Raw genomic sequence first — 13,210 nt, forward strand, 5'->3', positions numbered from 1 at the left:
GCTGACGCGTCGTGGACCCCGCGCAGTTAGGCCTCAAGCTCGCGACGAGCGTCGTCGGCCCCCTGGTGAAGAAGCTCTTCGTGACCGAGGGGCCGGGCGCCGGCCTGGTGGACCGGCCGGTCCGCCTCTCCTCGTACGTCTCCTTCCGCGGCGAGAAACGCACCCTGACCGAACCCGATCTGCGCAGACTCGCGGCCGCCCTGGTCAGGGAGGGCCTGCGCACCGGCGAGCGGCCCATTCCGGCCGACGAGGAGCAGGCCGTCACCGACGCGCTCGCCCGGACGCTGTACGCCCTCGGCGAGCTCCGCCTCAGCGATGTCGAGGCGGTCGCGCTCGGCCCCGAGGCGCTGGCCCGCGAACTGCGCCGGTCCTGCGACCACCCCGAGCGCCACCTGTCCGCCGACGCGGCCCACTTCTACGAGCGCCTGCTGCTCGCCACCTGTCTGCACATCCTGCACTTCTTCACCCAGCGGACGACGTTCGTCCCGGCCACCGTCGTCCAGCAGAGCCGACGTCAGGCCGAACTCGCCTCCAAAGTCGATGAGTTGATCGCCAGAACTCCGCGCGCCGACGGCCGGGACGCCGAGTTCGAGCGCCGCTACCTCGCCCATGTCGCCCACAAGCACGGCAAGTTGACGATCTACGGGCTCGACCTCACCAACTCGCCCGGCACCTGGCCCCTGGACGCCGCCTATCTGAGCCTGGAGGCGACCGCCGCCGGACCGCGCGCCGAGCTCGCCGACCAGCTGCGCGCCTCCGCCACCCGCTACGAACGGCACCCGGGGCTGCTCGCCTCCCGCTTCCGCTCCGACCGCCTCCCCCGCCGGGGCGGCCCGGCCGAAGAGCCCGTCCCCGTTCTGCCGATGCCCGCCGACCAGGCCCTCGCCGACCGCGAGCGCGTGCTGCTGCGCGGCGAGGCGGGCTCCGGCAAGACCACTCTGGTCCAGTGGCTCGCCGTCTCCGCGGCCCGGCAGGACACGGCGGCCCCGGACGGCCGGATGGCGTACCTCCGCGACCGCGTCCCCTTCGTGCTGCCCCTGCGCACCCTGACCCGGCACGGCGAACGGCTGCCCGCCCCCCAGGGCTTCCTCGCCGCGGTCGGCTCCCCGCTGGCCGGGGAGCAGCCCACCGGCTGGGAGTCCCGGGTGCTCGCCGCGGGCCGGGGCCTGGTCCTGGTCGACGGCATCGACGAGATCCCCGACGCCGAACGCGCCCGTACCCGCGACTGGCTCGGCGACCTCATCGGCGCCTTCCCCGGCAACCGCTGGCTCGTCACCTCCCGCCCCTCCGCCGTCCGCGAGGACTGGCTCGGCGACGAGGACTTCGCGGAGCTGACCATGTCCACGATGAGCCCGTCGGGCGTGGCCGCCTTCATCGGCCGCTGGCACACCGCCGCCCGCACCGGCGCCGAGGAGGAGGACGCGGTCCTCGCGGCGTACGAGTCCCAGCTCCTGGACTCCGTACGCACCAAGTCCGACCTCGGGCGCCTGGCCACCAACCCCCTGATGTGCGGCCTGATCTGCGCCCTGCACCGCGACCGCCGCGGGTTCCTGCCGTACGGCCGCAAGGACCTGTACGACGCGGCCCTCACCATGCTTCTGACCCGCCGCGACCGCGAGCGCAGCATGGACCTTCCCGAGCTGCGCGAGGAGCCCCAGATCCAGCTGCTCCAGCGCGTCGCGTACTGGCTGATCCGCAACGGCCGTACCGAGATGGACCGTTCGCGCGCGGAGCAGATCATCGGCGAGCTGCTCCCGGCGGTCCCCGAGATCGCCCGCATCGGCGACGCGGCGGCCGTCTACGCCCACTTCCTGCACCGCAGCGGCCTGCTGCGCGAACCGGGCCCCGACACTGTCGAGTTCGTCCACCGCACCTTCCAGGACTTCCTGGGCGCGCGGGCCGCGGTGGACGAGGGCGCGTGGGGCGAGCTCGTCCGGCACGCCGGGGACGACCAGTGGGAGGACGTCGTACGGATGGCCGTCGCCCACGCCCGCCCGCGTGAACGCCGGGAGCTCTTCGGCGAGTTGCTGGCCTTCGGGGACGATCACGAGTCCTCGGCCGTCCGCATGCGGGTGCACATGCTGGCCGCGACCTGCCTGGAGCACGCGGCGGAGCTCGACCCCCAGACGCGCGCCGAGGTCGAGCGGCGCACCATCGGGCTGATCCCGCCCGCCAGTTCCCGCGCGGCCCAGGCCCTGGCGAAGGCGGGCCCGCTGATCCTGGACCTGCTGCCGGGGCCGGAGGACCTGGAGTGGGACACCGCCGAGCATGTCGTCACGGCCGCGTCGCACACGGGCTCCGAGCGCGCCATCCCCTTCCTGGCGCGCTTCGCCCGCCATCCGGCGATCGGGGTGCGCTCCCAACTCGCCTGGTCCTGGGGCCGGTTCGACACCCAGCAGTACGCCGACGACATCATCGCCCGCCTGGATCCGACCGACCTGTACTTCTGCGCGACGTCGGAGGAGCAGCTGGCAGCTCTGCGGACACTGGGGACCCGTCCGCTGCTGGACGCCCGCAATGACCTGTCGGCCACGGCGCTGCGCGACTACGCGGCCGCCGCCAGGCTGACGGGGCTGAGGATCCGCGACAACGCAGCCCTGCGGGACGCATCGTTCCTGGAGGGGCAGGACGCGCTGAGCACTCTGTCGATCGCGGGCTGCCCGCGGCTCACCGACATCACGCACCTGGCGGGGCTTCCGCTGACCGCGCTCGCGCTGGAAGCGGGGACCCGGGTCGACCCGCGCCAGCTGGCGAACCTGCACGGTCTGGAACGCCTCACCCTTGAGGGAACCAACTGGGAGTGGCGCCTGGCCGACCTGCCGACCGGGGCACCGCTGACGACGCTCGTCCTGTCCTGGGCCGACAGGCCCGTCGACAGCCTTGGTGGCATCAGCCGGTTCGAGGCTCTGCGCACCCTCTTTCTCGGTCTGCACAGCAGCCCGCGGGACTCCGCCGAATGGACCGCCCTCGCCCGGCTGCCCCGGCTCGATCACTTGGCCGTCTCCGACCGGGCCGTGGGCCTGGCCCCCTCTTCGGCCCGCGTCGCCTCCCCCACCGCGATCCGGCTCTACGGGCATACAACCCAGCCCGCCCTCGCGCGGATCCCCGAACTCTTCCCCGCCACCAGGGAACTGATCGTCCGCGACCGTGCGGAGGGGCTCGATGTCACGCCGCTGGCCGGGGCGGAGCGACTGGAAGCGCTGCACTTCCAGTCAGGGATCAAGGCGGTGCACGGAATCGACGCCCTCGCCCCCGACGTCGAGATCACCGTGGAAGGCCGACCCTTCCCCAGGTCCCGGTGAACCACGCCCCACCCCTGTCCCAACTGCCGTGCACGGAGCCAGAATTGGGGTCGAGGCGAGGGGGCGCACCATGACCGAGGACACCCATGCATTCGACGGCATCGAACTGGCCGACGCCATCGAGTCCGTACGCGATCAGCTCACCGAGGCCGCCGGCCGGGCGGCCGGGCAGCCGCTGGTCTTCGAACTCGGTGACATCCACATGGAGTTCACGCTCGAACTCCGCAAGGAACTCAAGGGCGGCGCCAAGGTCCGGGCCTGGGTGGTGGACGCGGGCGCGGACGCCGGGCGCAGCACGGGGCGTACGCACAAGGTGTCCTTCACCCTGAAGCCGCACGCCGCCGACGGCGGATCCGCCTGGAAGGTCGGCAACGACGGCCCCGGCGGGCGCTTCGGGGCCGGGCCGCGGTGAGTACGGGCGCGCCGACCACCGCCGACCGGGTGGTGGCGGTGCTGTCCGACGGGCGGCAGGGCAGCGGCGTCATCGTCTCGCCCTGGCTGGTGCTGACCTGTGCGCACAATCTGGTCGGCGCCTCCCCGGTCCGGCTCGCCCACCCCGCCATCGGCGAGGTGACCGCCCAAGTCCTGTGGCAGGACGTCGAGTTGGACGCCGCGCTGATCTACAGCGACGAGGAGCTGCTGCCCGGCCTGCTGCGCCTGGGCACGGTCGACACCGCGCAGTCGCTGCCCGGCTGCGAGATCATCGGCTTCCCCGACATCCAGCGCTACGGCCCCGACCACCACCTCGACTACGACCAGTTCGTCGGTACCGTCCTGCCGGTCGCGGGCAGCCTGCGCGAGGACCTGGTGTGCGAGCTGCACCGGCCCCCGGCCGCCGAGCGCGCCGACGGCAGCTCGCCGCTCGCGGGCCTCTCGGGCGGGCCGCTCTTCGCGGCGGCGACCCTGCTCGGCCTGGTCAAGGAGATACCGCGCGGCCGCGGCCACCGCAGGGTGGTGTGCGTGCCGCTGCGTACCGTCTTCGACTCGGACGGGTTCCGCGCCGCGTTCGCCACCCTGGCCGCGGTGCCGAGCCTCGAACTGGTCACCGGCGTACCCCCGGAGGACCAGCGCTACGAGCGCGAGTACGCGGAGGCGATCGGCGCCTCGTACCGCAAGACGAAGATCTTCGGTCTGGACGAGCTGAACAAGCGGGACTCCGAGTGGGACCTGGACACCGCCTACCTCAGCCTGGAGGCGAGGCCCAAGGCGACCGAGCCGCCGCAGGCGGGACGGCCGCTGATGGACAGCGCGCCGCAGCGCATCGACGCCCTGCTCGCCTCCCGCCCCCGGGTCCTCATCCGCGGCGAGGCGGGCGCGGGCAAGACCACCCTGGTGTGGTGGCTCGCGGCGCACGCGGCGGCCGGCCGGCTCGGCCCCGGCCTCGCCGACCTCAACGCGCTCGTCCCGTTCGTGGTGCCGCTGCGCACCCTGCGCGCCCAGGGCGCCACCTTCCCGCTGCCCGCCCAACTCCCCACCGCCGCACGGCTCGTGGTGGACGCGGCACCCGAGGGCTGGGCCGGGCGGGTCCTGAAGACCGGGCAGGCGCTGCTCTTGGTGGACGGCCTCGACGAGGTTCCCCAGGAGGACCGCGAAGAGGCGCACCGCTGGCTCGCCGCCCTGCTCGACCGCTATCCGCGGACCCGCTGCGTCGTCACCGTACGGCCGATGGCGGTCGAGCCGGACTGGCTCAAGTACGCGGGCTTCGAGGAGCTCAGACTGCTCCCGATGAACGACGAGGACATCTCCGCGTTCATCGCCGCCTGGCACCGCGCGGCCCGGCTCGACAGCGGCCCGCACGAGGACCTGGACGAGCTGGAGCGCGACCTGTCCGAGCAGTTCAAGCAGAACAGCGCCCTGCGGGGCCTGGCCCGCACCCCGCTGCTGTGCGCCGTCATCTGCGCCCTGCACCGGCTGCGCCAGGGCTTCCTGCCGGACACCCGCTGGAAGCTGTACGAGGCCGCGCTCAGGATGCTGCTCGGCAACCGGGACCAGCAGCGCAAGGTCGAGGCGCCCGAGGGCATCGAGATCAGCGCCGAGGAGTGCACCGAACTGCTCCAGCGGATCGCGGTGTGGCTGGTGCGCGAGGGCCAGTCGGAGTTCTCCCGCGACCAGGCGCTGCGCCAGCTGAAGCGGGCCCTGTCCGGCATGGAGAACGTACGCGGCCAGGGCACCCCCGAGGATGTGCTGCGGCATCTACTCAACCGCAGCGGGCTGCTCCAGGAGCGCGCCGACGGCGTCTTCCAGTTCACCCACCGCACCTTCCAGGACTTCCTCGCCGCCAAGGAGTTCGTGGAGGACGGCCACCTCAACGAGTTGCTGCGGCATGCCTCGGAGGAGCAGCAGTGGCAGGACGTGATCCTGCTCGCCGCCGGGCACTGCGGCCGCCGCGACCGGCCCGTCCTGGTCAACGGCCTCATCGACTCGGGCTCCCGGCAGGAGAGCCACCAGGACAAGGCGAAGATCCACGTGCTCGCGGCCCGCTGCGCCCAGCACGCCGCCTATCTGGACGAGACGACCGCCCGCCGGGTCCGCGAGCGCGTCGCGGCGCTGCTCCCGCCGCGCGACCTGGAGACCGTCACCCTGCTCGCCCGCCTCGGCCCGTCCGTACTCGGCCACCTTCCGGACCCCGTGGACACGGCTCCCGAGGCGCTGGTGAACGTCGTCGGGCTCATCAACCGGGTCGGCGGCGCGGAGGCCGTCGACCACGCCCGCGCCTGGGCAGCCGCCCATCCCGGCGCGGCCGACCTGTTCGCCACCGAGTGGTCGCGCTACCCGGCCGAGCGGTACGCCCGCGAGGTGCTCGCCCGCCTCGACCTGCGCGAGGCCCGGCTGCACATGGAGACCCGCTGGCAGCTCGCCCAGCTCCCGCACGTCCCCGACGCCCGCCGCCTGTGGATCACCGTCCCGCCGGACCTCGGCGCGGACGAGCTCCACGCGGCGCTGCGCGGCCGCGAGGTGGCCTCCCTGCGCCTGAACGGCACCGACCACCTCAGCGGCCTCGGTTTCCTGCGGGACAGCGCGCACCACCTCGAAGACCTGGAGGTACTGCGGGGCTCGGGCCTGCGCGACCTGTCCCAGCTCGCCCGGCTGCCCCGCCTTGCCTCGCTCGGACTGCTCGACGTGTCCGCGCAGGAGGTCGACCTGGCGCCGCTCGGCGCGGTCCCGGCCCTGCGCACCCTGCTGTTCGGCAGCAGCACCGACCTCCACCTCGCCCAGCTGCCCGTCCTGGAGAGCGTCACCACCCTGCATCTGGAGGCGGACCAGGTCGCCGGCTTCGACGCCCTGAACCGCTGGCCGGCGCTCAGCTACCTGGAGCTCGCCCCCTCCGCCTCGGCCACCACCAGAAGACTGCTCGCGTACGTGCGCGGCCGGCCCGGCATCACCCGGCTCGGCGTGGCGCTCAGCTCGGTCGCCGCGCTCGCCGGGGTGGCGCCGCTGCCCACCGTCCGCCACCTCGACCTGTGGCTGGCCAACTCCGACGGCGACCTCGGCGCGGTCCTCGCGGTGTTCCCGGCGCTGACGACGGTGGACCTCGCGGTGGGCACCGTCCAGGCCGGCTCGTGGAACCCGGCCGCCCTGCTGCGCCGCCCCGGCCTGACCGTCACCGTCAACGGCGGACCCCCGCCACCCGAACTCACCTGAGAAGGCAGGGGAGTTGGAGAACACGGAAAAGGGGCTGCCCCGGCTCGTACGGTGCGTACGAGCCGGGGCAGCCCCTGAGGGCAAGGCCTCCGAAGAGGACTAGGCCTCCTTGCTCAGGTTCGGACCCGTGCCGCCGGCGGCCGCGTCCTCGATCGGCGGGACGTCGGGCAGGGCCGACTTCTCCTCACCTCGGAAGGTGAACTTCTTGTCCTCACCCTCGCCCTCGGTGCCGATGACCACGATGTGACCGGGGCGCAGCTCACCGAAGAGGATCTTCTCGGAGAGGATGTCCTCGATCTCCCGCTGGATCGTCCGGCGCAGCGGCCGGGCGCCCATGATCGGGTCGTAGCCCTTCTTGGCGAGCAGCGACTTGGCCTCGGCATTGAGCTCGATGCCCATGTCGCGGTCCTTGAGGCGCTCGTCCACCTTGGCGATCATGAGGTCGACGATCTGGATGATGTCTTCCTCGGTGAGCTGGTGGAAGACCACCGTGTCGTCCACACGGTTCAGGAACTCGGGGCGGAAGTGCTGCTTCAGCTCCTCGTTGACCTTGGCCTTCATGCGGTCGTACCCGGTCTTGACGTCGCCCTGGGCGGCGAAGCCCAGGTTGAAGCCCTTGGAGATGTCCCGGGTCCCGAGGTTGGTCGTCATGATGATGACCGTGTTCTTGAAGTCCACGACCCGGCCCTGGGAGTCGGTCAGGCGACCGTCTTCCAGAATCTGGAGCAGGGAATTGAAGATATCGGGGTGGGCCTTCTCGACCTCGTCGAACAGGACGACGGAGAACGGCTTGCGGCGCACCTTCTCAGTGAGCTGGCCGCCCTCTTCGTAACCCACGTAACCGGGGGGCGAACCGAAGAGGCGGGAAACCGTGTGCTTCTCGCTGAACTCCGACATGTCGAGGGAGATCAGCGCGTCCTCGTCGCCGAAGAGGAATTCCGCGAGGGTCTTCGACAGCTCGGTCTTACCGACACCGGACGGGCCCGCGAAGATGAACGAACCGCCGGGGCGCTTCGGGTCCTTCAGGCCTGCACGGGTACGGCGGATGGCCTGCGAGAGCGCCTTGATGGCGTCCTTCTGGCCGATGACGCGCTTGTGCAGCTCGTCCTCCATGCGGAGCAGTCGCGAGGACTCCTCCTCGGTGAGCTTGAAGACCGGGATGCCCGTGGCCGTGGCCAGCACCTCGGCGATCAGCTCGCCGTCCACCTCGGCGACGACGTCCATGTCGCCGGCCTTCCACTCCTTCTCGCGCTTGGCCTTCGCCGCCAGCAGCTGCTTCTCCTTGTCGCGGAGGGAAGCCGCCTTCTCGAAGTCCTGGGAGTCGATGGCCGACTCCTTGTCGCGACGCACGCCCGCGATCTTCTCGTCGAACTCGCGGAGGTCCGGCGGCGCGGTCATCCGGCGGATGCGCATCCGGGAACCGGCCTCGTCGATCAGGTCGATCGCCTTGTCCGGCAGGAAGCGGTCCGAGATGTACCGGTCGGCCAGCGTCGCGGCCTGGACCAGCGCCTCGTCGGTGATGGAGACGCGGTGGTGGGCCTCGTAGCGGTCGCGCAGACCCTTGAGGATCTCGATGGTGTGCGGCAGCGACGGCTCGGCGACCTGGATGGGCTGGAAGCGGCGCTCAAGAGCGGCGTCCTTCTCCAGGTGCTTGCGGTACTCGTCCAGCGTGGTGGCACCGATGGTCTGGAGCTCACCACGTGCCAGCATCGGCTTGAGGATGCTCGCCGCGTCGATCGCGCCCTCGGCGGCACCCGCACCCACCAGGGTGTGGAGCTCGTCGATGAACAGGATGATGTCGCCGCGGGTGCGGATCTCCTTGAGGACCTTCTTCAGGCGCTCCTCGAAGTCACCGCGGTAGCGGGAACCGGCGACCAGGGCGCCGAGGTCCAGCGTGTAGAGGTGCTTGTCCTTGAGCGTCTCGGGCACCTCGCCCTTGACGATCGCCTGGGCCAGGCCCTCGACGACGGCGGTCTTGCCGACGCCGGGCTCGCCGATGAGCACCGGGTTGTTCTTGGTGCGGCGGGACAGCACCTGCATGACCCGCTCGATCTCCTTCTCGCGCCCGATGACCGGGTCGAGCTTGGATTCGCGGGCGGCCTGCGTCAGGTTGCGCCCGAACTGGTCGAGCACCAGGGACGTGGAGGGCGTGCCCTCCGCAGGGCCGCCGGCCGTGGCGGCTTCCTTGCCCTGGTAGCCGGAGAGCAGCTGGATGACCTGCTGCCGCACCCGGTTGAGATCGGCGCCCAGCTTCACGAGGACCTGGGCGGCGACGCCCTCGCCCTCGCGGATCAGGCCGAGCAGGATGTGCTCGGTGCCGATGTAGTTGTGGCCGAGCTGGAGGGCCTCGCGGAGCGACAGCTCCAGGACCTTCTTGGCACGGGGCGTGAAGGGAATGTGCCCGGACGGGGCCTGCTGGCCCTGGCCGATGATCTCCTCCACCTGCTGGCGGACCGCCTCGAGCGAAATCCCGAGGCTCTCCAGGGCCTTAGCGGCGACACCCTCACCCTCGTGGATCAGGCCCAGGAGGATGTGCTCGGTGCCGATGTAGTTGTGGTTGAGCATCCGGGCTTCTTCCTGAGCCAGGACGACAACCCGCCGCGCGCGGTCGGTGAACCTCTCGAACATCGTTAATCGCTCCTCAGAGCGGTCGGGCAGTAAGGGGGCGGTCCCCTCCCTGTCCTTCCGCATGCTAGTCCCGCAGGGCGGGACAGCTCATTCCAACTGCCGACACCCGTTCATTGCCTCCCGGCCCGAACAGCCGACAACTGCTCCAACCCGATGGTGCGAGACGATGTTCCCGCAGGCCAGGCAGATACCCCTGTCTCCACTACGCCGATGGCGAACGTGAGACCGCCTGACGAGCGTGTCGCCCCTCCCCACTAGGAATGTCTTACCCGTAAACGCGCACACTCCATGCGGCGCACCCCGGTTCCGTAAGCTACGGGCGAACACTCTTGCGCCCGCTCACACCCCCACGCGCCCCAGAAACCGCAACGCAGCGCAGTCGTCCGGGAACTCTGCGTAACTCCGCGCCGTTTCTTCAGTTGCTCCGGACATGGCCCTCACCGTCCCGGCACCCCGCACCCCCCTGGATGGCCCGCTCGCGCAGTGGTACGAACGCGAGCTCGGCTGGGCCGTCTCGGCGGGTCCCCCCGTCCAACTGCTGACCGGTCTGCGCTTCGACGTCCTGGAGCTCCCGGCGACCGCCGGTTTCGCCCTGCTGGAGCGGTACGAGCACACCGGCCCGGTCGCCCTGATGGGGCGCCGGATGCGGCTGCTCGTCGCCGCCGGAAGCGCGGACGAGCTGCCGGGGCTGCTCGACTGGCTGGAGTGGGGCGGGGTCGGCCTCGATCTGACGGCCATCGGATCCGGCGGCCGGATCACCGCCCCGCTGCCCCCGGGCCGGTCCGGCTCGCAGGGGGCCGCCGTATGGCTGCGGCCCCCCGAGCCCGGGTGCGAGGTGGAGGCGCGGCTCCCGGCGTTCACCGGATTCACCGTCCCGGCACCCGGTTCGGGAAGCACGGGAACCACCGGAAGTACGGGAACCACAGCAATCACGGAATACGGTGACGCCGGTGCGGACGGCGTTTCCGGGGGCCCGGGGACCGGGTCTGCCGGCTCCCCCGGATCCCGCAGTGGCCGCGCCGCGGGCCTCAGCCTGGTGAGGCTGGTGGCCGCGGCGGCGACGGAATGCCACCGGGCCCGGCTGTTTCACACAAAATCCCCAGGTGGTGCGGGGAGTGCGGGAACTCAGCCGTTCTGCTTCTCGTAGGCCTCACGGATATCGGCCGGGACGCGTCCGCGGTCGTTCACGTTGTAACCCTGCTCCTTGGCCCACTTGCGGATCTCGGCGGTGTTCTGGTTGCCGGTGCCGAGGACCGTGGCGCGGGCCTTGCCGCGACCGCCCGCCGCGCGGCCACCGGTGCGCCGGCCGCTCTTGACGTACGGCTCAAGGAGGCCGCGGAGCTTGTCCGCGTTGGCGGTGGTGAGGTCGATCTCGAAGCTCTTCCCGTCAAGAGCGAACGTCACGGTCTCGTCAGCCTCGCCACCGTCGAGGTCATCGACAAGAAGGACCTGAACCTTCTGTGCCACCGGATTTCCTTTCATCGAAAATGCAGTACGCGGAAAGGAAACCGCTTTTGACTGGAAAACACAAACCCCCTGGAGAGGTTCAGGATCCTTGCCCGGCGGGAAACGTACGCGATTCGGACATAGGGTTCCCACAGCTTCCTGCCGCTTCCCCGATCACAGGTGCAGAAGCATCCGGGTGTTGCCCAAGGTGTTCGGCTTCACTCGTTCGAGACCGAGGAACTCCGCGACGCCCTCGTCATAGGAGCGCAAGAGCTCGCTGTAGACATCTGTGTCCACGGTATCGACCGGAGTCTCCCCGATCTCGGTGAAGCCGTGCTTCGCGAAGAACGCGACTTCGAAGGTGAGGCAGAAAACCCGGCGCACTCCGAGCCTGCGCGCCGTCCTCAGCAGCTCGCCGAGCACAAGATGTCCTACGCCGGCGCCCTTGGACCCGGGGTCCACGGCGAGAGTGCGCACTTCGGCGAGGTCTTCCCACATCACGTGCAGCGCCCCGCAGCCGACCACCCGGCCGTCCGAGTGGCGTTCCGCCACCCAGAACTCCTGGATGGACTCGTAAAGCGTGACGGTTGCTTTGTCGAGCAGGATCCCGGCCCCGACGTACGCGTCGAGAAGGCTTCGCACGGCCCGTACATCGCTCGTCCTGGCCCGGCGGACGGTGACGGCATTAGCGGCGGGATAAGACATGCCTGGACGCTATCGCCCCGCCCCGTCCCCGGACGCATCGCCCTCTTCGGATCCGTGTTCGGCTTCGGGATCGGGTTCAGCTTCGGGTTCCGGCTGCTGCACCATGCGTACGGCATCACGGAGCGCCTCGCGCTCCTCGGCGGACATCATGCCGAAGAAGGCGACCAGAGCGGCCGCCGGGTTGTCGCTCTGGGACCAGGCTTCGTTCATCAGCGCGGCGGCGTACGCGGCGCGCGTGGAGACCGCCGTATATCGATAGGCCCGGCCGTCGACTTCCCTGCGGACCCAGCCCTTCTGATGGAGATTGTCCATTACGGTCATGACCGTCGTGTACGCGATCGACCGTTCCTGCTGAAGGTCTTCGAGGACTTCCCGGACGGTCACCGGTCGGTTCCACTGCCAGACGCGGGTCATGACGGCGTCTTCCAGCTCTCCCAATTGGCGGGGCACATCTGCACCATAGTGGGAGATGTCGCGAATGGCTGGTTATTTACTGCCAGTGCGCAGCAAAAAGGGCGCACGTCGGGAAATACCCCGTGCGCCCCTGCTGAGTGTGCCTGTGTGCCGTCCGGACCGAGGGGTCAGGAGGCGGGCTTCTGCTGTGCGGCCTCGGCGCGCGCGAGCGCGATGTCCACGGCCGCGTCCTCCTTGCCCTTGTTGGGACCACCCTGGCTCTTCACGATCGTCACGACGAGCGCGATGAAGAAGATGGCCATCACCACGGGGGGCAGAAGCGCGGAAACGTAGTCCATACCGACAGGGTAGCTACCCGGCCGCGCGCTGCGCGGGCGGGGGCGCCGGACGGCGGCGTGGCGGGAAGACCTCGGACGGCTTGGGTACGGGCCGCTCGGGCGCGGGCACCGGGCGGGCCGGGGTCCCCGGACGCGGCTCCGCGGCCTTGCCCTTGTCCGCGGCGCCTCCGCCGACCAGCGTGAGCAGCCGGGTGCGCGGCCCCGGCGCGGTGACGGCGCGGCCGGCCAGGCGGGCCCGCAGGGAGCGTTCGGCGAGGAGCCGGCAGCGGTCGAGCAGGGCCGCGCAGACCGGGTTCGAGCGCAGCGCGCGCAGGGCGGCCAAGTCGTCGGGCCCGGGGTCGTAGCCGGCCGCCAGGGCGTCCTGGAGCAGCTCCGTGTAGCCGGGCAGCGAGCCGGGGAGCGCTTCGCGGTAGCGGGCCAGGTCGGCCAGGAGGAAGGCGCGCAGCCGGTCCGCCTCGTGGACGGCCTCGTCCACGGAGTCGGCGAGCCGCAGGCAGTCCTGGACGTCCTCGTCCTGCACGGCGCTGGGGTGGAGGGCGATGGCGAGGGCGCGTCGGAGCACACGCAGCTCGTCTGCGCCGAACGCCATGCCGCCGCGGGATCCGTATGGCGTGGGCATGCGGTGACGATACGTGCTAAATGGACAAAATCCGCTTAATGCTCCGATATTGGGCGCGTTGGCGGAGATGCAGACAATCCGGGGGCGCGTAGGGCGGCGGCGCATTCAGCGCTGCC

The 13,210-nt window shown here is 70.9% G+C and carries 10 protein-coding genes; 4 read left to right on the forward strand and 6 right to left on the reverse strand.

The window, feature by feature from the left end:
* The first annotated feature begins 11 nt into the window (after positions 1-11).
* The 3 genes from ACIQ8J_RS25350 to ACIQ8J_RS25360 all read left to right on the forward strand — a co-directional run bounded on the left by ACIQ8J_RS25350 (position 12) and on the right by ACIQ8J_RS25360 (position 6,944).
* On the forward strand, positions 12-3,302 hold the full coding sequence (locus tag ACIQ8J_RS25350) for an NACHT domain-containing protein (RefSeq protein WP_403274202.1): 3,291 nt from the start codon (positions 12-14) through the stop codon (positions 3,300-3,302).
* 70 nt (positions 3,303-3,372) lie between these two features.
* Positions 3,373-3,714 (forward strand): trypco2 family protein, encoded by a 342-nt coding sequence (locus tag ACIQ8J_RS25355; RefSeq protein ID WP_403274201.1) that lies wholly within the window; start codon positions 3,373-3,375, stop codon positions 3,712-3,714.
* Positions 3,711-6,944, forward strand: coding sequence for an NACHT domain-containing protein (locus ACIQ8J_RS25360; RefSeq protein WP_403274199.1), 3,234 nt, complete (start codon positions 3,711-3,713; stop codon positions 6,942-6,944). The genes ACIQ8J_RS25355 and ACIQ8J_RS25360 overlap by 4 nt, the downstream gene beginning before the upstream one ends.
* A 99-nt stretch (positions 6,945-7,043) precedes the next feature.
* Here ACIQ8J_RS25360 and ACIQ8J_RS25365 read toward each other — a convergent pair whose 3' ends face one another.
* Positions 7,044-9,572, reverse strand: coding sequence for an ATP-dependent Clp protease ATP-binding subunit (locus ACIQ8J_RS25365; RefSeq protein WP_403274197.1), 2,529 nt, complete (start codon positions 9,570-9,572; stop codon positions 7,044-7,046).
* A gap of 430 nt (positions 9,573-10,002) precedes the next feature.
* On the opposite strand from ACIQ8J_RS25365, the gene ACIQ8J_RS25370 reads away from it, so the two are divergent.
* On the forward strand, positions 10,003-10,719 hold the full coding sequence (locus ACIQ8J_RS25370) for an SCO3374 family protein (protein WP_403274195.1): 717 nt from the start codon (positions 10,003-10,005) through the stop codon (positions 10,717-10,719).
* Here the strand turns inward: ACIQ8J_RS25370 and ACIQ8J_RS25375 are convergent.
* The 5 genes from ACIQ8J_RS25375 to ACIQ8J_RS25395 form a co-directional block, all read right to left on the reverse strand.
* A complete protein-coding gene (locus ACIQ8J_RS25375; RefSeq protein WP_403274194.1) occupies positions 10,698-11,039 on the reverse strand; it encodes an Lsr2 family protein in 342 nt (113 codons plus the stop codon). The two genes, ACIQ8J_RS25370 and ACIQ8J_RS25375, sit on opposite strands and share 22 nt — an antisense overlap.
* A 153-nt stretch (positions 11,040-11,192) precedes the next feature.
* Positions 11,193-11,723 (reverse strand): amino-acid N-acetyltransferase, encoded by a 531-nt coding sequence (locus tag ACIQ8J_RS25380; RefSeq protein ID WP_403274193.1) that lies wholly within the window; start codon positions 11,721-11,723, stop codon positions 11,193-11,195.
* A 9-nt stretch (positions 11,724-11,732) separates the two neighbouring features.
* On the reverse strand, positions 11,733-12,173 hold the full coding sequence (locus ACIQ8J_RS25385) for a BlaI/MecI/CopY family transcriptional regulator (protein WP_403274192.1): 441 nt from the start codon (positions 12,171-12,173) through the stop codon (positions 11,733-11,735).
* Between the two features lie 131 nt (positions 12,174-12,304).
* Positions 12,305-12,475 carry a hypothetical protein gene (locus ACIQ8J_RS25390; RefSeq protein WP_403274190.1) on the reverse strand — a complete coding sequence of 57 codons (171 nt, stop codon included), beginning with the start codon at positions 12,473-12,475 and terminating at the stop codon, positions 12,305-12,307.
* Positions 12,476-12,488: 13 nt separating this feature from the next.
* On the reverse strand, positions 12,489-13,064 hold the full coding sequence (locus ACIQ8J_RS25395; RefSeq protein ID WP_403274246.1) for a hypothetical protein: 576 nt from the start codon (positions 13,062-13,064) through the stop codon (positions 12,489-12,491).
* Between the last annotated feature and the right edge of the window lie 146 nt (positions 13,065-13,210).

Origin of the sequence: Streptomyces sp. NPDC094147, assembly GCF_044764265.1 — a bacterium.
GTDB lineage: Bacteria > Actinomycetota > Actinomycetes > Streptomycetales > Streptomycetaceae > Streptomyces.